The following is an 18,072-nucleotide window of genomic DNA, read 5'->3' on the forward strand; positions in this document are numbered from 1 at the left end:
GAGGGGCTCGGGCTGCTGCGCTGGACGCCGGCGGCCGTCGCGCTGCGCGAGCGGCTGGCGTTCCTGCGCGCGGCGCTCGGGGAGCCGTGGCCCGCCGTCGACGACGCGGCGCTGCTGGAGCGGGCGCCGGAGTGGCTGTCGGGAGCGCGGCGGCGGGCCGACCTGGCCAAGGTGGACGTCGCGGGCCTGCTGCGCGGCCTGCTGCCGTGGGACCTGGCGAAGCGGCTGGAGGAGTACGCGCCCGAGCGGATCGAGGTGCCGTCCGGGTCGCGGATCCGGGTCGACTACTCGGGGGAGCGCCCCGTCCTCGCCGTGAAGCTGCAGGAGCTGTTCGGGTGGGACGCGGCGCCGCGGCTCGCCGGGGGCCGGGTGCCCCTGGTGGTGCACCTGCTGTCGCCGGCGGGACGCCCGGCGGCGGTCACCGCCGATCTGGCCTCGTTCTGGGGCGAGGGGTACCGGGCGGTCCGGGCCGAGCTGCGCGGCCGGTACCCCAGGCACCCGTGGCCCGAGGACCCGGCGCAGGCCGTGCCGACGAAGCGGACCAGGCGGGCTAGCGGGAGCTGATCAGCACCTCGATGCCGTCCAGGACGCGGGCGAGGCCGAACTCGAAGGCCCGCCCGGGAGCGACGGCGGAGCCGTACTCGTACCCGACTGCGGCGCCGACGCGGGTGCCGAGCGGGTAGTCGTCCTCGTTCACCAGCGTCTCCAGGACGGGGGCGCTCGCCTCCCACCACTGCTCGTCGGTCATGCCGCTGCGGCGCTCGGCCTCGGCGGCGTTGACCGACACGCGGGCGGCGCTCTCGGCGAAGCCGGTCACGAGCGCGACGACCGAGTCCATCTCCACGTCGCTGAGGCCGAGGCCGTCCACGGCGCGCAGCTCGTACTCGAACTTGGCGCACGTGTTCGGGCCGAGCGGCGGCCTGACCGTGGTGATCTGCAGCAGCCACGGGTGCCGGTGGAACAGCGCCCAGTTGTCGCGGGCGATGTGCTCCAGGCGGGCCCGCCAGGAGTCGTGGGCGGGCGGCGCCAGCTCGGCGAACGCGCGGTCGACCATGACGTCGACGAGCTCCGCCTTGCCCGGCACGTAGGTGTAGATCGACATGGGGGAGACGCCCAGGTCCTCGGCGATGCGGCGGATCGACAGCCCGTCCAGGCCCTCGGCGTCGGCCAGCCGGATCGCCGCCCGGACGATCTCCTCCGCGGTCAGCCGCGGCTTGGGCCCGCGCCTGGGGCGTTCCCGCACCCCCCACAGCAGCTCCAGGGTGCGTTTGGGGTCGCCCGCCCCGCTGTACTCGGTCACCGGCCGATCCTCTCAGGATGAAACTCTGTACTGCGTACGTTATATTGGCCGTGATGGTAAATCCGTACTGCGTACATAGTTTTGGAGGACGGGTGACGGAACCACGGTTCGCGGTCGTCGCCGAGGGGCTGCGCAAGCGCTACGGCGGCACCGAGGCCCTCGCCGGGCTGGACCTGCGCGTCCCCGCCGGGACCGTGCACGGCCTGCTCGGCCCGAACGGCGCGGGCAAGACCACCGCCGTCCGGATCCTGACCACGCTGGCCCGGCCGGACGGCGGCGGCGCCCGCGTCGCCGGGCACGACGTGGTCCGCGACGCGGTCGAGGTGCGGCGCCGCATCGGGCTCGTCGGGCAGCACGCGGCGGTCGACGAGGTGCTCGGCGGGCGGCAGAACCTCGTCATGTTCGGCCGCCTGCACCACCTCGGCGCCGCGCGGGCGCGGCGGCGGGCCGACGAGCTGCTGGAGCGGTTCCGGCTCACCGACGCCGCCGCCAAGCCCGCGGGGGAGTACTCGGGGGGCATGCGGCGCCGGCTCGACCTGGCCGCGTCGATGATCCTCGCGCCGCCCGTGCTGTTCCTGGACGAGCCGACCACCGGCCTCGACCCGCGCAGCCGGGGCGAGGTGTGGGACGCGATCCGCGACCTGGTGGACGGCGGCACGACCGTCCTGCTCACCACCCAGTACCTGGAGGAGGCCGACCGGCTCGCCTCCGGCGTCTCGGTGATCGACCGCGGCCGCGTCGTCGCCGAGGGCACCCCCGACGAGCTCAAGGCGCGGCTCGGCGGCGACCGCGTCGAGGTCGTCGTGGACGACCCCGCGGACCTCGCCGCCGCCGCCGAGATCGTCGGCCGGGTCGCGACCGGGGAGGCGGACGTCGACGCCGAGGCCCTGCGGGTCGGGGCGCCGGTGTCGGGGCGGGCCGCCGCGCTGACCGAGGCCGTCCGGGCCCTGGACGAGGCGGGCGTCGCGGTCGCCGACATCGGCCTGCGCCGCCCGACGCTGGACGAGGTGTTCCTGCACCTGACCGAGGAGAAGGAGGTCGTCTCGTGAGCGGGACGGTCCGAGGGGCGCGGAAGGGCGTCCCCCTACGAGGAGGCCGTCCTTTCAGTGCAGCGAACCGGGGAGCGCGGGGGTCGTCCCCCCAGAAGGAGGTCGATCTGTGAGTGTTCAGGCGATGAGGTGGGCCGTGGCCGACGGGTGGGTCCTGACCACGCGCGCCCTCGCCCACTGGGCGCGCAAGCCGGGCGAGGTCGCCGTCGGCCTGCTGTTCCCGGTGATGGTCGTGCTGATGATGGGCTACCTGTTCGGCGGGCAGATGGACGTACCGGGCGGCGGCACCTACCGGGAGTTCATCGTCCCCGGCATGTTCGCGCTGACCATGGCGTTCGGGGTCGAGACGACGTTCGCCGCGATCGCGACCGACGTGAGCAAGGGCGTCACCGACCGGTTCCGGTCGATGCCCATGGCCTCGTCCGCCGTCGTGGTGGGCCGGGCCACCGCCGACATGCTGCACTCGGTCGTCGCGCTCGCCGTGATGGCGGTCTGCGGCGTGCTGATCGGCTGGCGCGTGCACGACGGGGCGGGCAAGGCCCTCGCCGGGCTCGGGCTCCTGCTGCTGCTGCGGTTCTCGCTGGTCTGGCTCGGCGTCTACCTCGGCCTGATGGCCAAGGGGCCGGAGTCGGTCGCGGCCGTGCAGCTCCTGGTGTGGCCGATCGGGTTCCTGTCCAGCGCCCTGGTGGCGCCGAGCACGATGCCGGGCTGGCTGGGCGCGGTGGCCGAGTGGAACCCCATGTCGGCGACCGTGACGGCGTGCCGGGAGCTGTTCGGCGAGCCCGTGGCCGGCGGGTCGTGGGCGGCGCAGCACAGCGTGCTGATGGCGGTCGTGTGGCCGCTGGCGATCGCGGCGGTGTTCTTCCCGCTGTCGGTCCGCCGCTACCGCGCCCTCGGCCGCTAGGGCAGGAGGGACGCCCGGTGCCGGGCCAGCGCCAGCGCCGGGTAGCACGCCTCGGGCAGGGGCTCCGCGCCGCCGCGCCCGGCGCCGAGCGCGGCGCGGAGCCTCGCGCCCACGGCCGCCGCGTCGTGGGGCTGGACGACGCACAGCTCGGCCTGCATGGCCTGCCGCGCCGCGGCCATCAGCGCCGGGACGTCCCCGACGACCACGATCTCGGCGGGGGCGTCGCCGTAGGAGAGCCGGACGGCGAGGGCGTGCATCCCGGCGGTGCCGGCGCCCTCGTAGCGGAACTCGCAGACCAGGCGGTCGCCGTCCAGCGGGCCCTCCTGGATCAGCCAGGCCTGCCCTGGGACGACCCGTCCGAGCGAGTCCTCCCAGGGCGCCGCCGGGACGCCGGCGAGGCGGTCGGCGGCGCGGGCCGCGGCCCTGCGCCCCTCGGCGGGGCCGATCGCGGCGAGCGCCCGCAGGAAGGCCCGCGCGCCAGGGGTGGCCGCCGCGTGCAGGCAGCCGATCAGGTCGCCGAGCGCGGCGCGCCGGGCGGCGTCGTGCGGGGCCGCGGCCTCCAGGCCGCCGAGCTGCGCCGACGTCCACATCTCGGCCTGCAGCGCGCCGGGTTGCGCGGGCAGGGCGTCGGCCTCCCGGACGTAGGCCGCGTACACCTCGCCGAGCCCCGGCAGCATCAGCTCGGGACCGGCGGGCGGTCGGGTCGCACTCACGGCCTCAGCCTATGAGACGCGGGAGAGCGGCCCGGCCGCGCGTTCCGGAAGGCGGGGCCTACGCCGGGACGGTCAGCAGCGTGCGGCCCTCGCCGATCGTGCGGACCTCGAACCGGCTGATCTCCCGGGGCCGCAGCGCCGTGCCGCCCTGCAGCGCCAGCTGGGGCTGCGGCGAGCCGGCCAGGCCGTAGCCCTTGTCGGGGACGGACCAGCCGACGACGGTGTGCGCCCTGCCCCGCCGGTCCACGGCGACCAGTTCGCACGCGAGCGGCCCGTCGACCTTGCTGAGCCGCAGCGCGACCCGGCTGCCCCACGCCTTCTCCTGCGTCGCGACCGTCCCGGTGACGCCCGTGCCGGGATCGGTCGCCGACATCGCCCGGCCGTCCCGCAGCAGCCGGGCGGTTCCGCCGTCCGGCGCGGAGGCGGCGGCGCCGCGGTCGGCGCCCAGCGTGTACCCGGCGCCGAGCGCCCCGCCGAGCAGCACGACCCCGGCGGCGGCCGCGGCCAGCGCCCGCGCGGTCCGGTGCCGCCGCTCCCGCCGGATCCGGTGCCGGATCAGGTCGGTGACCGCCGCCGGCTCGGGCGGCGCGGGCATCGCCTCCGCCGGGTCGGCGATCGGGCCGATGCCGTCCAGGGTCTGGGCGATGCCGCTCAGCGCGCCGAGCTCCTCGTGGCAGGAGAAGCACGTCGCCAGGTGCGCCTCGAACGCGCGGCGGTCGGGCTCCTCCAGCAGGCCGAGGGCGTAGGCGCCGACGTCGACGTGCGGCATGTCCGGCGCTCTCATGGCGTCACGCCCCTCTCCTCCAGGGCGACGCGCAGTGCCCGGAGCGCGTAGTAGACCCGGGACTTCACGGTGCCCACGGGGATCCCGAGATGCTTGGCGGCCTCGTTCACCGAGCGATCCCGGAAGAAGGTCTCGTTGAGGATCTCTCGGTGGGCGGGAGACAGGGCGAGGAGGGCTTCGGACACGACGACGGAGCGCAGCAGATCCTCCAACCCGTCGGGCACGCGCATGTTCTCCAGCGGGCCCTCGCCCGCCTCCTGCGGCCGTGCGTTCTTGCGGCGCTGGTCGTCGATGACGATCCGGCGGGCGACCGTCGCCAGCCAGGGCAGCAGCGACGTCGCGTTCTCGTCGAGCTGGTGCGCGCTGCGCCAGGCGCGGATCATCGTCTCCTGGACGACGTCCTCGGCCCAGTGCCGGTCGCCGCCGGTGAGGCGCAGCACGAACGACAGCAGGGGGCGGCCGTACACGCGGTACAGCTCGGTCACGATCACCTGGTCGTCCACGCCGCCGGAGGGCCGCGGGCCGCGGAACCAGCTCCACGGTCCGGGAGGGCGTTCGCGGGTGGCCGAGGCGGCGGCCGGTGATCTGTGGGCCATCGGGGTCTCCGGCGGGGGTGCGAGGGGTGCGGGGCGACGCGGTGACCGTGGGTGTCACGTTGGGAGGCAGTACGGGACCCTGCGCCGCGCGGTTCAACCGAGGCCGTTTCGTGGGGGATTTTCCGCATTGCCTCTTACTTGTTCGCCAGCTTTTCCTTACCGTCCAGTCCCAGGGATCACCGAGGTGCGTCTCAGGGTGCGTACGGGAGGCGAGACTCCGACCCGCGCATCGGAACCGTCGCCGGGCAACGCTCACTCCACGATTTGGAGCGAATGCGGGCATCGGGCCCATTTGCCCACAGAGACCGAGGGCGGGGATCGGCATGGTGAAGGAGAACGAAGAAGCCCAGCTCAGCTACCGCCTGCTGCTGGCGGTGGACATCCAGGGGTACAGCCGGCGCGACACGCGCGAGCAGCTGCGCGCGCAGCGGCTGCTGACGGAGGCGCTCGACCGCGCCGCCCGCGGCGTCGGCCTCGACCGCGCGGGCTGGGACAAGCAGGTCGGCGGGGACGGCGAGCTCGCCACGCTGCCGGAGGGCGTCGACCCGGCGACGGTGGCCGGCGAGTTCGTCATCCTCCTCGACGGGGCGCTGCGCGAGGTCAACCGGGACGCCGGCCGCTTCCGCCTGCGCGTCCGGCTCTCGCTGCACCACGGCACGCTCACGGCCGGGCCGTTCGGCCCCGCGGGCGACGCGCCCATCGTCGTCCAGCGGCTGCTGGACGCGGCGCCGCTGCGCCGCCTGCTGGCCGACGACGCGGACCGCGACCTCGCCTACGTCGTGTCGGACTCGCTGTTCGACGACGTCGTGCGGACCGGGTTCTGCGCCCTGCCGCCGCGAGGCTTCCGCGCCGTCAAGGTCGCGGCGAAGGGCGCGGTGTTCCGCGGCCACATCCTCACCGGGCGCGCCGCCCGCGAGGACGCGGGCGAGGGCGCGGGCGGACCGGGCTCCCGGTCCGCCCGCGTCCTCGACTTCCCGGCCCTCGCCCTGGGCTGACGGGAAGCGACCGGCCCGCCCCGCGGTTGACGCCGGTAGGACCGACGACCGATGGAGGCGGACGATGGCGGACGAAGCGGCGCTGGTGAAGCTCCTGGCGGGACGGGACATCGGGGTGCTGGCCACCCTCAAGAGCGACGGACGGCCCCAGCTGTCCACGATCAACTACCACTTCGACGAGGGACGCCGGCTCGTCCGGATCTCGATCACCGCCGACCGGGCCAAGGCCCGCAACCTGGCCCGCGACCCGCGCGCGAGCCTGCACGTCGGTTCGCCGGACGGCTGGTCGTGGGTGGTCGCCGAGGGCACCGCCGAGCTCACGGCGGTCGCCGCCGATCCGAACGACGCCGCCGTCGAGGAGCTCGTCGAGGTGTACCGGGACATCCGCGGCGAGCATCCCGACTGGGACGAGTACCGCCGCGTGATGGTCGAGGACGGCCGCCTCGTCGTCCGCCTGCACGTCGAACGCCTCTACGGCCAGGCGCGCTGACGGCAGGCCCAAGGCCTGTCTCGAAGTGGTCTCGGCCATGCGCGCGAACGCGTGAGCTGCTCGGTGGAGCGAAGCCGGAGGCGAGCGGAGCCGGGCAGATCGCGAAGCGATGCCGCGTTCGCCCAGGCTCGGTCGCGTAGCGAGCCGTCAGGCGAGCGAAGCGGGCCGGGACTGAGAATACGGCTAGGCCCCCAGCAGGGCGGCCAGGAGGCGGTTGTCGCCGCGCTGCCAGAGCGTCCCGACCTCGTCGAAGCCCGCCTCGCGCAGCGCCTCGGCATGGGCGGACAGCAGCGCCGACTCCGACCCGTGGTGGCCGGTCGTCTCGTCGCGGGCCAGCGGCCGCAGCCCGGCGAGGCCAGGATCGGCGGCGACCGCGTCCCACCACTGGTCCCAGCCCTCGGGGCGGTCCCCGCCGAACCGGCGCGCCCGCTCGCGCTCGCGCAGCGCGACGTCGAGGGCCGCGAGGCCCGGCGTGCGGTCCTCCACCCCGAGGTTGTCGCCGTTGAGGAACAGCCCGCGGGGGCGCAGCACGCGCGCGAGCTCGCCGTAGGCGACGCGCAGCTGCCCGGCCGACAGCCAGTGCAGGGCGGTCGTGCTGACGGCGGCGTCGGCCTGCCGGTCCAGCCGCAGCCGCGCCGCCCAGCCGGGCTCGCGCAGGTCCAGCTCGGTGAAGGCCAGACCCGGCCGGCCGGCGTGCGCGGCGCGGCCGAGCGACAGCAGCAGCGGGTCGGCGTCCACCGCGACCACGGTCGCGCCGGGGATGCGGTCCAGGATCCGCCCGGCGAGCGAGCCCGGCCCGCAGCCGAGATCGAGGACGAGCGGGTCGGGCCGCCCGGTCGCGGCCTCCAGCGCGTCGACGAGGGCGGTGAACCGCTCCTCGCGGTCGGGGACGTAGCCCTCCTGCTGGACGTCCCAGCGGGCGGTCCAGGCGCTCGCGACCTCGTGGTCGAGCATGGTCATGACCCCTCCTGTGACTGTCGTATAAGCTTTGGACAGTTACATTGTGAACCCGGAAGGCGTAACCGGTCAAGTGGAGTTCAACAGTCATACCGATGCGGTGGTGCAGGCGGCCGCCGGCCTCGTCAACGAGCTGACCCCGGGGGAGCGGCGCGGCCGCGCCTACACCCCGCCCCCGCCGCCCGCGCTCGCCGCCGCCGTCACCGACGTCCTCCAGCGCGTCGGGCGCGGCTCGCGCGCCACCGAGGCCGAGCTGCCCGCGCTCGCCGCCGTCGCGCGCGAGCTGCGCATGGTGTTCGACGCCGTCGCCGCCGGCGACGTCGACGGCGCCGCCGGGCAGGTCAACCGGCTCCTGGAGAAGACCGAGGCCCGGCCCCGCCTGGAGCGCCACGACGGGCACCCGTGGCACGTCCACTACCACGGATCCGACGAGAACGACTGGGCCGGCCCCTGCGCCACCGGCCTCGCCATCGTCATCGGCAGCGAGATGCACGACCGCCTGGGCGTCTGCACCGCCCCCCACTGCGACCGCGTCTACGTCGACACCTCCCGCAACGGCACCCGCCGCTTCTGCTCCACCGCCTGCCAGAACCGGGTCAAGGCCGCCGCGTTCCGCGCCCGCGCGCAGTCGTCCTGACGGGCCCCGGCTGGGCCTGCCGGTTTCGCGGGCGGGCCTGTAGCGTGTGGCGATGATCCAGGCCACCGCCACCACCGCCGCCTCGCCCGAGGACCTCTTCCGGCACCTGGCCGTCCCCGAGGCGTGGGGCGCCTGGGGCAGGTTCCCCACCCCGGCGCGGCGGACGCGCGCGGGCGACACCGCCCCCTACGGCGTCGGGACGGTCAAGAAGATCTGGCCGGCCAGCGAGCGGACCGTCGCCTACGAGCCCTCCGAGCACTTCGGGTACGTCGCGCTGTCGGGCCTGCCCGTGCGCGGCTACCGGTCGGACGTCCGGCTGGAGCGCCGGGACGCCGGCACGTTCCTGCGCTGGGAGGCGACGTTCGAGCCGCTGATCCCCGGCACCGGCCCGATCGTCGGCTTCGCGCTCCGGCAGATGCTGAAGGCCTTCGCCCGGTGGCTGCCCGCCCACGTCGAGCACTGCCCGCCGGACTGCCCCGCCCGCAAGGCCGAGGGCATCTGACCCGCGTCCGGGCCCGGCGCGCAGGTCGTGAGCCGGAGGCCGTGCGACCCCCCGCACGGCCTCCGGCGGAAAAGGTGCAGGCCGAGAGCACCCCGCAGTTCCCTCGGCCTGCACGACCATGGACCCCTCAGGCGGGGTCGGGACCGTAGACCTCCCACAGCTCACCGGCGAAGAACCTGCCGAAGTCGAGCAGCCTGCCCGCCCCGTCCGGCCCCGTCGCGCGGAAGGTCGTCAGCTGCCGCGCGAAGTCGGTCAGCTGGATGTGCAGCACGCCCGCCGCGACGACCGGCGCGCCGTCCTCCTCGTCCTCGGCGACGTGCCCGTCCAGCAGCCGCACGTAGAGGGTGGAGGTGTCCGGCCAGATCCGCGTCGGCGGCCCGTGCAGGACGTTCTTGCGCCCGCTCAGCGTGCGCCGCCGCCCCTCGCCGTCGGTGTAGAACAGCCGGTACTTCATCAGCCGCCGGTCCTCGGGCCCGTCCGCGACGAACAGGTTGAACGTGCCCCGCTCGACCGGGCGGCGCCCCCCGTGCCCCGTCGCGTCGACCCATCCGGCGGCCGTCGCCTCGTGGTCCGGCTCGGCCAGGAAGCGGTCGGTGTCCGCCGCGGTGATCGTCAGGCGGAACGACAGGGGCAGGCGCCCCTCGGCCAGCTCGCCGATCCGCGTGTCGGACTCCCCGTAGGTGACGAACCCCTTCATCTCCTCGGTGAACGACAGCGACGTACGGCCCGCGACCGCGGTGGACGGTCCCCGTGTCCCACCGCGGCTCCCCGATGCGGGGCCGTACGCCGAGCCGTTCCCCGCCCCGCCTGGCGAGCCGGCTCCCCCGGCCGGCTCGGCCCCCGTGGCGGGCGGGGCGGTCCTCTCCAGCAGCCGCGTGGCCAGCCGGTCGGCCTGCGCGGCGATGGTGAGCGAGGGGTTCGGGCCCACCGGGCCGGGCATCGCCGCCCCGTCGGCGATGTAGAGGCCCGGGAACCCGAACACCTCGCCGAAGGCGTCGCAGACGCCTTCGCCCGGGTGGCCGCCCATGGGGGCGCCGCCCAGCGGATGGACGGTGATGATGCGCTTGCGGAACCACATCGGGTTGTCGGCGTAGTCGGCGCCGAGCACGTCCGCGATCCCCCGCATCGTCTTGCGGACGCGGTTGAACAGCTCCTCGCTGGTCCGCGCGTTCCAGTCGGCGGCGAGCCGGCCGTCCCGCAGGTGGAGCCGCCCGTCGGCGGTCTCGCGGCCCATGCCGAGCAGCGGCAGCGAGCTGACCGTCAGCGCCCCGTCGCCGATCAGGTCCGAGAGCTCCTTGGACAGGTTGGTGTCCGGCGCGTCCTTGAAGAACTCCCGGAACCGGCCCCACAGGAACTCCACCGCGCGCTCGAACTCGCCGCGGACGTCGAAGCCGTTCACGATCCAGTCGGTGAAGCCGGGGTAGCCGCCGTCCTGGATGTAGGCGCCGCGGCCCGCGCCGGGCACGCCGTCCAGGTCGTCCGGCAGCCGGATCGCCGTGGTGATCACCGGTCCGCGGCTCGCGTTGAGCGGGCGGACCCGGTTGCGGTCCTTGGCCCGCATCAGGAACGTCAGCAGGTCGCCGTTGCCGCAGAACCGGGTGCCGAGCGCGGAGCTGAGGCCGGGGAACGCCGCGCGGGACTTCAGCAGCAGGTACGTGGTGCCGTACGTGCCGGCGCCCAGCACCAGCCGGTCGCACGTGATCGTCCGGATCGGCAGGCGGCGCTTCCTCGCGGACAGGTCCGTGTGGTGGACGTAGTCGACCTCGTACCCGCCGCCCCGCCGCGGCCGGATCGCCTTCACCTCGTGGGAGGTGCGGATGTCGGCGCCGTGGTGCGCCGCCGCCGACAGGTAGTTGTGGTCGAGGCTGTTCTTGGAGCCCTCGTTGCAGCCGATGTCGCACTCGCCGCACAGCTTGCACGTCCGGCGGCGGGCGCCGTGCAGGTTGCCGTACGCGGGGTCGGCGATCGGCAGGCTCACCCCGGGCGTGCCGCCCGGCTCCGGCGCGAAGCTGACCGCGAGCGGCGGCAGCGTGCTGTGCAGGCCGAGCTCGGCCGCCGCGTCCTGCATCGCGTGCGTCTTCGGGGTGTCGTCGTAGGGCACCTGGTCCAGCGGGTACGGCGTCGCGCCCATCATCCGCTCGACGGCGTCGTAGTGCGGGTCCAGGTCGGCGCGCGAGACCGGCCACGGCTCGTGGCCCCCGCCGGCCACCGGCCGGTCGTGCACGAACCAGCGCTCGTCCTTGCGCAGCAGCACGTTCGCGTAGATCAGGGAGCCGCCGCCGAGGCCGGCGGACACGACGGAGTCGCAGCCCTTGAACCCCCACACGTCGTACATCCCGTACAGGCCGGCGTCGGGGTCCCAGAACGCCCGGCCCATCTCGGCGGGGGAGCGCGGGAAGCTGCCGGGCGGGTACGGCTGCCCGCGCTCCAGCAGGACGACCCGCCGCCCGGCCTCCGCCAGCCGGTACGCGGTGACGGATCCGCCGAACCCGGATCCGACCACGACCGCGTCGACGTGCTCGGCCGCGCCGCCGCCTTCGCTCATCGCTCAGCCCGCCTTCCGCTTGAGGAAGTCCACGACCTGCGGGAACACCTCGGTGGCGGAGGCGGCGCCCATGAACGGATCCTGATGGCCGTAGCCGGGCAGGACCGCCAGCTCGTGCAGCCCGGGAGTGACCTTCTCCAGGGTGCGGTGGCAGACGATGTTGGAATCGGTGAACACGTGGTTGCGGTCTCCGGTGAGGAACAGGATCGGCGTCGTGACCGTGGCGGCGCGCGACAGGTAGTCGTCCGGCAGCGCGGCCGAGCGGGGGTCGCGCGGGTGGCGCCTCACCGCGCGGCCGGCCTTCACCATCGCGTGGAGGTGCCGGTAGTAGTTGACGTTGCAGGCGCCGAACAGGTCGGGCAGCCGGCCGTGCGTGACCGGCGACATCTTGGCGTGCGTGAAGATCGGCTGGCCGCCGCCCCACATGAAGCTGAGCATGTGGCAGGCGGGCTCGTCGCACTCGCGGTGGAACGGGGCGACGGCCTTGGCGAGCATCCAGCCGCGCGTCAGCACCGGGGCGTTCGCGTACCGGGGGTCCAGGTGGCAGGGCCCGAGCACGTACTCCATGAGGGCCGGCCCGTACCCGAGCTTGATCTTCGACCAGCGCGGGGTGCGCGGGGTGAGCGAGACGCTGTTGCAGACCAGGCTGGTGACGCCGGTGACGGTGGCGGCGAACAGCGCCATCGAGAACGAGATCGCGCCCACGCAGTGGGAGATCACGTGGACCCGCCGGTCCCCGATGTGGCGCCGCAGCTCGGCGAGCACCGCCGGGTGGTCGTAGAGCGCGATGGCGTCCAGATCGTGGCGCGTGGCCTCGGCGTTGTAGGGGAACCGGCCGCTGATCCGCAGGTCGGCCGCCCACACGTCGCCGAACCCGGCGTCGTGGAGGTGGTTCACCAGGTTGGCGTGCTCCGGCATGATGTACATGTCGCTGGACGTGGTCAGCCCGTGCACCAGCAGGACGACGTCGTCGCAGTCGTTCCGGCGGAACCGGGTCAGGTTCAGGCCGAGGCCGTCCTCGGTCGCGAAGGGGTGCGCGGACACCTCGGCGTCGGCGACGCCCGCGTGCGTGAAGCGCGCGATCCGCTGCTGCTCCATGTCCATCTCCTCCGCTTCCTGACGGTCCAACCCTGCCAAACGCGAATATCGGCGCGGCATCGTGGAGAACCCGTACTTACAGGTGCGGGCGCACCCGCCGGACGTACGGGACGTACGTGAAGTAAGAGTCGGATCTACTCGGAACGGTTCATCGCGGTCGCGACGCCGACCCGGGAGGACACGCCGATCTTGCCGAAGACGCGGGAGAGGTGGGTCTCGACCGTCCGGACGCTGAGGTACAGCCGCTCGGCGATCTGCTGGTTGCTGTTGCCCTCGGCGACCAGCAGCGCGATCTCGTGCTCGCGCGGGGAGAGCCCGAACGGCAGGTCCTTCCTGCCCTTGGCGCCGCGCGCGGGCGTCCCGGGAGACGGCACCCGGACACCGAGCCGCCGCTGCTCGCGGACGACCTGCGCCAGCAGCCCCTTCATCCCGCACGACTCGAAGACCTCCGCGGCCGCGCGCAGCCGGTCCCGGGCCCGGGTCCGGTCGCCGGCCGCGGCGTGCGCGAGCCCGGCGGCCAGTTCGGCGCGGCCGGCCTCGGGCCGGCGCCCCGCCTTGGTCAGACGGTCGGCGGCCTCCGCCGCCACCGCCGCGGACGCGGCGGGGTCGGCGGAGCGGAGCGCGTGCGCCCGGGTCAGCCGGGCCAGGCCGGCGTCGCCGGTCAGCAGCGGGTCGGCGATCGCCTCGGCGATGTCGGCCCAGTTCGCGGCGTCGGCGCCGTCCTCCTGCGCGGCGCGCACCGACGCCAGCGCCTCCGCGCAGATCACCAGGGTGCTGAAGTCCAGGCCGAGGGTGCCGTCGCCGCAGGCGGCGATCAGCGCGGTGGCGCCCTCCTCCAGCCGGCCCTCGTTGATCACCGCGATGGCGCGGGCCACGTGCGCCATGTGCGTCCACCACTCGCCCGACCCGGTGTCGTTGGCGACGGCCTCGTCCCCGGCCCGCAGCGCCCGCTCGTGGTCGCCCATCCAGGACGCGGTCAGGCACTGCTGGATCAGCCCGTAGGCCAGCACCTCCTTCGAGCGCAGGTCGCGGCCGACCGCGGTGGCCTCGTCGGCGACGGCGGCGGCCTCCTCCAGCCGCCCCATCTGGGCCAGAATGCGCGACTGCCCGGACAGCATGTAGCCGAGCACGAACGTCTGCCCCGTCGTGCGGGTGATCGACACCAGCCGCTCGGCGTGCCGCAGCGCCTCGTCGTACATGCCGAGGAACGACTCGGCGAACACGAGCCAGGCGAAGCAGTCCAGGCAGTCGGCGAAGTCGTTGTCGGACGCCGCGGAGAACAGCCGGTCGGCGGTCTGGGCGCGCTCGATCGCCTCCGCGACCTCGCCGCGCCCGTAGGCGACCATCGGGCGCATCGCGGCGACCGCCGCCGTCAGGCCGGGGCCCCACCCGGGCGCGCTGCCCGGGATGGTCTCCAGGATGGCGTGCGAGCCGCGGGTGTCGATCCGCTGGATCCGGTCGGCGACGAGCCGGATCCGCAGCAGCACCGCCTCGGGGGTCTGCCGGTCGGTGCTGCGGCGCAGCTCGTCCAGGACCAGGGCGCGGGCCTCGTGGATCCGGCCGAGCTGGCGCTCCATGATCGCGCACATGTGCACGGTGCGGGCGCGGCGGACGGTGTCGTCCGTCGGCAGCAGCCCCAGCAGCGTGCGGGCGGTCTCGCGGCCCTCCTCGGCATGGCCGCTGACGGCCTGCACCTGGGCCAGCTCGACCAGCAGCTCCACCCGGTCGGGATAGGCGTCGGCGGCGGCGTCGGGCATCAGGTCCAGCGCGGCCTGCAGCCAGTACGCGGCGGTCGCGGGTGCCTGCTGCGCGACGGCGCGGGCGGCCTCCAGCAGCGTCCGGATCGCCCCGGCGTCGCCGAAACGCGCCGACCGCACCACGTGGTGGGCGCGCACGGCCGCCGGGGCGCCGAGCTCGGCCAGCCGCTCCGACACCCGCGAGTGCGCGGCGATCCGCCAGCCCGCCGCCGTCGAGGCGTAGGCGACGTGCCGCACCAGGGGATGCCGGAACCGGAACCGGCCGCCCGGCGCGGCACGCACCACGTCGTGGCCGGTCAGGACGTCCAGGGCGGTGAGCGCGGCGTTCTGGTCCATCTCCGCCGCGACCGACGCGAGCGCGGGCTCGAACACGTCCGCGGCCACCGCGGCACCCTGCGCCATCAGCAGCGCCTTCGGCGGCAGCGCGCTCAGCTCGACCTGCAGCGCCGCCCGCACCGCCGGCGGCACCTCGGTCAGGTTCGCGACGCCCTTCTCCCAGTGGCGGTCGAGGCCGGCGCCGGACGCGGGCGCGGTCCCGCCCGCCATCCTGGCCAGCGCCTCAAGGTAGAACGGGTTTCCGCCGCTGGCCTTGAACAGGGCCTCGCACCGCGCGCGGCCCACGTCCGGGCCGAGGAACTCGCGGACCTCGCTCTGGGTGAGCGGCTCGACCGCCACCCGCGCGCCCTGCGGGCCCGCCGCGTCCACCAGCGCCGCCAGCCGCGGCGACGCCTGCGCGGGACGGTAGGCCACCGCCAGCAGCACCCGCGCCCGGGGCGGGTGCCGGACCAGGTGGTCCAGCAGCTCGATCGTCGCGTCGTCGGCCCAGTGCAGGTCGTCCAGGATCAGCACCAGCCCGGACGGCTCGGCCAGCGCCTCCAGCAGGTGCCGGACGGTGCGGTGCAGCTGGTAGCGCGCCACCCGCGACTCCGGCGAGGCGGCGGGCGGGTCGCCGGACAGGTCGGCGAGCGCGGGGAACACGGTGCCGAGCAGGCGCAGCGCGCCCGGCGGCAGATCGAGGGAGTGCTCCTCGAGGCGGTCGTCGAGCGCGTCGACCACGGCGCCGAACGGCATCTCCTGCTCGAACTCGGCAGCGCGCCCCGCGACGAACGGCAGCTTGCGGGCGGTCGCGCCGTCCGCGAGCTCGTTCAGCAGGCGCGTCTTGCCGGCGCCGGGCTCGCCGACCAGCGCGACGAGGCCGTAGCCGCCCTCGACCGCGTCGAGAGCGCGGTCGATCCGCTGCAGCGCGTCCCGGCGCCCCACCAGCGGAGCGTTGCCGGGACCCCCGGCGGCATGGGCCGCACGACCCTCCATGTCCACACCCCAACAGCGACAGGCGGCCGATACGCCGTGACCATGCTTCTTGTTGTGGTACCTCTGAACGAGCGGGATTTACCTTATCGGGTGGAACGTCAATAAGGCGGGACAACACGCCCTGCCTGCGCCTTGCCCACCCGCGACGGCGTCCTTGGACCGTATGTACATAGCTATGAACGGCCCTGGCGCGTCCCATGTCAACCTCGGGAGGGTAAACCGTCCCGCGACCGTGACATCCGCCGGGTCAGTCCTCCAGGCCGAGGCGGGCGGCGGCCTCGCTCCAGCGGGCCTCGTCGCCCGACGGCTCGTAGCGGCGCAGGTCCTGGGTGGCGGCGACCAGGGCGCGGGACTCGGCGAGGTCCGCGACGGCGCCGTGCGCGCGGGCCTGCGCGAGGACGTTGCCGAGGGCGGTCGCCTCGACGGGGCCGGCCACCACCGGCAGCCCGCTCGCGTCGGCGGTCAGCCGGCACAGCAGGTCGTTGCGGCTGCCGCCGCCCACCAGGTGGACGACGTCGATCTCCCGCCCCGACAGGCGCGCCGCCTGGCGGAGCGTGGCGCGGTGCGCGAGGGCGAGGCTGTCGAGGATGCAGCGCACCGTCTCGGCGGGTGTGGACGGCTCGGGGAACCCGCGGCGGCGGCAGTGCGCGGCGATGCGGGCCGGCATGTCGCCGGGCGGCAGGAACTCGGGGTCGTCGGGGTCGATGAGGCAGCGCAGGCCGGGCACGTCCGCGGCCGCGGCGAGCAGGCCGGGCAGGTCCGCCTCGCCCCAGGTCCGCTGCGACTCCTGGAGAAGCCACAGGCCCATCACGTTGCGCAGGTAGCGGACGGTCCCGTCGACGCCGCCCTCGTTGGTGAAGTTGGCCTTGCGGCTCTCGTCGGTCAGCACGGGGGCGTCCAGCTCCACGCCGACCAGCGACCACGTGCCGCACGAGATGTAGGCGAACCGGTCGGTGGCGGCGGGGACGGCGGCGACGGCGGAGGCCGTGTCGTGGGAGCCGACGGCCGTGACGCGCAGCGCGCCGTGGCCGGTCTCGGCCGCCACGTCCGCGCGCAGGGTGCCGATGCCGGCGCCGGGGTCGTGCAGCGGCGGGAAGATCCGCGCGGGTAGGTCCAGCCGGGCGATGAGGTCCGCCGACCAGGTGCCGCTCCGGACGTCCAGCAGCCCGGTGGTGGAGGCGTTCGTGCGCTCGGCGCCGATCTCTCCGGTGAGCCAGTGGGCCAGCAGGTCGGGGACGAGGAGCAGCGTGGCGGCCCGGGACAGGTCCTCGGCCGCGAGCTGGTAGATCGTGTTGAACGGGAGGAACTGCAGGCCCGAGGCCCGGTAGAGCAGGTCCTCGCCCAGTTCGGCGCGCACCCGCTCCATCACGCCGTCGGTGCGGGCGTCGCGGTAGTGGACGGGGTTGCCGAGCAGCCTGCCCTCCGCGTCGAGGAGCCCGTAGTCGACGGCCCAGGAGTCGATGCCGACCGAGGACAGGCCGCGCGGGGCGGAGCGGAGCCCGTCCAGGACGTTGCCGTAGAGGCCGAGGATGTCCCAGTGCAGGGTTCCGTTGACCCGCACGGGGCGGTTCGGGAAGCGGCGGATCTCCTCCAGGGCGAGGGTGCCCGGCCCGACGCGCCCGGTCATCACCCGCCCGCTGGACGCCCCGAGATCGACGGCCGCGAACATCGCTTCGCTCATTGGACGACCACAACCTCCAGTGTCCGTGGGCCGTGCACGCCCTCCACCCGGGACAGCTCGATGTCGCTGGTCGCGGACGGGCCCGACACGAACGTCAGCGGGCGCCGCGGGTCGAGCCGTTCGAGCGCCTCCGGCACATCGGCGGCGACCTGGCCGGCGAGGACGACGATCAGGTGGTAGTCGGGGACGAGTGACAGGGCGCGCGGCCCCTGGCCGGCGCCGTGGTCCAGCACGATCGTGCCGGTCTCCGCGACCGCCGCCGCGCAGCCGGTGACCGCCCCGGCGAGGCCGTCGAGGGAGGCGACCGACGGGTCGCGCACGAGCTCCGCCCCGGTCGCGGACGTCCACTCCTCCGGCAGGCCGGAGGGGACGCCGTAGGCGCCGGGACGGGCCGCGAGCCGTTCGGCGACGGTCGAGGCGACGTCGGCCGCGGCGACGCGCAGGACGGTCGCGCGGTAGTCGGCGACCCGCTCCGCGAACAGGTCGAGGATCGCCTCCTCGTGGTGGCGGCGCAGGTAGCCGCGGTCGATCCGCTCGTAGGCGGCGGCGACCTCGGCGGCGGGCCGGGCGGGCGCCGCCCGCTCGATCCGGCGCAGGATCTCCTCGCGCGCGTTCACCGTTCCCCCTCCTCGCGCCCGCCGCCGGTCCGGGCCCACCCGGCGCGGAACGACTCGGGCGGCGGCGCGGGCGCGTCCCGCGTCTCGGTCCAGGCGCCGAGTGGCCCGGGCAGCCGCCGGATCCGGCCGCCGCGCG

Annotated in this window: 17 protein-coding genes; 7 read left to right on the forward strand and 10 right to left on the reverse strand. The window is 75.0% G+C overall.

What is annotated here, in order from left to right; translation table 11 throughout:
* A partial coding sequence (locus AB0K37_RS31415; protein WP_363987148.1) for an ATP-dependent helicase C-terminal domain-containing protein occupies nucleotides 1–564 on the forward strand: 564 nt, incomplete at its 5' end.
* On the opposite strand, the gene AB0K37_RS31420 is transcribed toward AB0K37_RS31415, so the two are convergent.
* The gene (locus tag AB0K37_RS31420; RefSeq protein WP_363987150.1) at nucleotides 551–1,300 is read right to left on the reverse strand and encodes a TetR/AcrR family transcriptional regulator; all 750 of its coding nucleotides are present in this window, start codon (nucleotides 1,298–1,300) and stop codon (nucleotides 551–553) included. The two genes, AB0K37_RS31415 and AB0K37_RS31420, sit on opposite strands and share 14 nt — an antisense overlap.
* A gap of 92 nt (nucleotides 1,301–1,392) precedes the next feature.
* Between AB0K37_RS31420 and AB0K37_RS31425 the strand changes: the two genes are divergently transcribed.
* Together AB0K37_RS31425 and AB0K37_RS31430 are read left to right on the forward strand one after the other, a co-directional pair.
* Nucleotides 1,393–2,349, forward strand: coding sequence for an ATP-binding cassette domain-containing protein (locus AB0K37_RS31425; protein ID WP_363987152.1), 957 nt, complete (start codon nucleotides 1,393–1,395; stop codon nucleotides 2,347–2,349).
* A gap of 124 nt (nucleotides 2,350–2,473) precedes the next feature.
* The gene (locus AB0K37_RS31430; protein ID WP_363987176.1) at nucleotides 2,474–3,253 is read left to right on the forward strand and encodes an ABC transporter permease; all 780 of its coding nucleotides are present in this window, start codon (nucleotides 2,474–2,476) and stop codon (nucleotides 3,251–3,253) included.
* Here AB0K37_RS31430 and AB0K37_RS31435 read toward each other — a convergent pair.
* From AB0K37_RS31435 to AB0K37_RS31445, 3 genes are read right to left on the reverse strand one after another with little or no spacing between them, the layout of a single operon-like run.
* Nucleotides 3,250–3,966, reverse strand: a complete 717-nt coding sequence (locus tag AB0K37_RS31435; RefSeq protein ID WP_363987154.1) for a hypothetical protein — start codon at nucleotides 3,964–3,966, stop codon at nucleotides 3,250–3,252. The two genes, AB0K37_RS31430 and AB0K37_RS31435, sit on opposite strands and share 4 nt — an antisense overlap.
* 58 nt (nucleotides 3,967–4,024) lie before the next feature.
* Nucleotides 4,025–4,750, reverse strand: a complete 726-nt coding sequence (locus tag AB0K37_RS31440; protein WP_363987156.1) for a zf-HC2 domain-containing protein — start codon at nucleotides 4,748–4,750, stop codon at nucleotides 4,025–4,027.
* A complete protein-coding gene (locus tag AB0K37_RS31445; protein ID WP_358464318.1) occupies nucleotides 4,747–5,235 on the reverse strand; it encodes a sigma-70 family RNA polymerase sigma factor in 489 nt (162 codons plus the stop codon). Before AB0K37_RS31445 ends, AB0K37_RS31440 begins: the two co-directional genes overlap by 4 nt.
* A 434-nt stretch (nucleotides 5,236–5,669) precedes the next feature.
* On the opposite strand from AB0K37_RS31445, the gene AB0K37_RS31450 reads away from it, so the two are divergent.
* Nucleotides 5,670–6,341 carry a hypothetical protein gene (locus tag AB0K37_RS31450; protein ID WP_363987158.1) on the forward strand — a complete coding sequence of 224 codons (672 nt, stop codon included), beginning with the start codon at nucleotides 5,670–5,672 and terminating at the stop codon, nucleotides 6,339–6,341.
* 64 nt (nucleotides 6,342–6,405) lie between these two features.
* Nucleotides 6,406–6,831, forward strand: a complete 426-nt coding sequence (locus AB0K37_RS31455; protein WP_363987159.1) for a PPOX class F420-dependent oxidoreductase — start codon at nucleotides 6,406–6,408, stop codon at nucleotides 6,829–6,831.
* 183 nt (nucleotides 6,832–7,014) lie between these two features.
* Here the strand turns inward: AB0K37_RS31455 and AB0K37_RS31460 are convergent, their stop codons facing one another.
* On the reverse strand, nucleotides 7,015–7,791 hold the full coding sequence (locus tag AB0K37_RS31460) for a class I SAM-dependent methyltransferase (protein ID WP_363987161.1): 777 nt from the start codon (nucleotides 7,789–7,791) through the stop codon (nucleotides 7,015–7,017).
* A 97-nt stretch (nucleotides 7,792–7,888) separates the two neighbouring features.
* Here AB0K37_RS31460 and AB0K37_RS31465 point away from each other — a divergent pair, with 97 nt between their 5' ends.
* Both AB0K37_RS31465 and AB0K37_RS31470 read left to right on the forward strand, forming a co-directional pair.
* A complete protein-coding gene (locus AB0K37_RS31465; protein WP_363987163.1) occupies nucleotides 7,889–8,425 on the forward strand; it encodes a CGNR zinc finger domain-containing protein in 537 nt (178 codons plus the stop codon).
* A gap of 52 nt (nucleotides 8,426–8,477) precedes the next feature.
* Complete coding sequence (locus tag AB0K37_RS31470; RefSeq protein WP_363987164.1) at nucleotides 8,478–8,927, forward strand: SRPBCC family protein; 450 nt, start codon at nucleotides 8,478–8,480, stop codon at nucleotides 8,925–8,927.
* 127 nt (nucleotides 8,928–9,054) lie between these two features.
* Here AB0K37_RS31470 and AB0K37_RS31475 read toward each other — a convergent pair whose 3' ends face one another.
* From AB0K37_RS31475 to AB0K37_RS31495, 5 genes are all read right to left on the reverse strand, one after another.
* A complete protein-coding gene (locus AB0K37_RS31475) occupies nucleotides 9,055–11,472 on the reverse strand; it encodes a GMC family oxidoreductase (RefSeq protein ID WP_363987166.1) in 2,418 nt (805 codons plus the stop codon).
* A gap of 3 nt (nucleotides 11,473–11,475) precedes the next feature.
* Complete coding sequence (locus AB0K37_RS31480; RefSeq protein WP_363987168.1) at nucleotides 11,476–12,570, reverse strand: alpha/beta hydrolase; 1,095 nt, start codon at nucleotides 12,568–12,570, stop codon at nucleotides 11,476–11,478.
* Nucleotides 12,571–12,704: 134 nt separating this feature from the next.
* A complete protein-coding gene (locus AB0K37_RS31485; protein ID WP_363987170.1) occupies nucleotides 12,705–15,638 on the reverse strand; it encodes an AAA family ATPase in 2,934 nt (977 codons plus the stop codon).
* Nucleotides 15,639–15,885: 247 nt separating this feature from the next.
* On the reverse strand, nucleotides 15,886–17,319 hold the full coding sequence (locus AB0K37_RS31490) for a rhamnulokinase family protein (RefSeq protein ID WP_363987172.1): 1,434 nt from the start codon (nucleotides 17,317–17,319) through the stop codon (nucleotides 15,886–15,888).
* A complete protein-coding gene (locus AB0K37_RS31495) occupies nucleotides 17,316–17,936 on the reverse strand; it encodes an LUD domain-containing protein (RefSeq protein ID WP_363987174.1) in 621 nt (206 codons plus the stop codon). The genes AB0K37_RS31490 and AB0K37_RS31495 overlap by 4 nt, the downstream gene beginning before the upstream one ends.
* Nucleotides 17,937–18,072: the final 136 nt, after the last annotated feature.

The sequence above is a fragment of the Actinomadura sp. NPDC049753 genome (genome assembly GCF_040674655.1).
GTDB classification, from domain to species: Bacteria; Actinomycetota; Actinomycetes; order Streptosporangiales; family Streptosporangiaceae; genus Spirillospora; species Spirillospora verrucosospora.

Excerpts from the sequence above, each read along its gene's own strand:
- AB0K37_RS31430 (WP_363987176.1), top strand. The coding sequence starts at position 2,474 with ATGAGGTGGGCCGTGGCCGACGGGTGGGTCCTGACCACGCGCGCCCTC.
- AB0K37_RS31440 (WP_363987156.1), bottom strand. The coding sequence starts at position 4,750 with ATGAGAGCGCCGGACATGCCGCACGTCGACGTCGGCGCCTACGCCCTC.
- AB0K37_RS31450 (WP_363987158.1), top strand. The coding sequence starts at position 5,670 with ATGGTGAAGGAGAACGAAGAAGCCCAGCTCAGCTACCGCCTGCTGCTG.
- AB0K37_RS31455 (WP_363987159.1), top strand. The coding sequence starts at position 6,406 with ATGGCGGACGAAGCGGCGCTGGTGAAGCTCCTGGCGGGACGGGACATC.
- AB0K37_RS31460 (WP_363987161.1), bottom strand. The coding sequence starts at position 7,791 with ATGACCATGCTCGACCACGAGGTCGCGAGCGCCTGGACCGCCCGCTGG.
- AB0K37_RS31470 (WP_363987164.1), top strand. The coding sequence starts at position 8,478 with ATGATCCAGGCCACCGCCACCACCGCCGCCTCGCCCGAGGACCTCTTC.
- AB0K37_RS31475 (WP_363987166.1), bottom strand. The coding sequence starts at position 11,472 with ATGAGCGAAGGCGGCGGCGCGGCCGAGCACGTCGACGCGGTCGTGGTC.
- AB0K37_RS31480 (WP_363987168.1), bottom strand. The coding sequence starts at position 12,570 with ATGGAGCAGCAGCGGATCGCGCGCTTCACGCACGCGGGCGTCGCCGAC.
- AB0K37_RS31485 (WP_363987170.1), bottom strand. The coding sequence starts at position 15,638 with ATGGAGGGTCGTGCGGCCCATGCCGCCGGGGGTCCCGGCAACGCTCCG.
- AB0K37_RS31490 (WP_363987172.1), bottom strand. The coding sequence starts at position 17,319 with ATGAGCGAAGCGATGTTCGCGGCCGTCGATCTCGGGGCGTCCAGCGGG.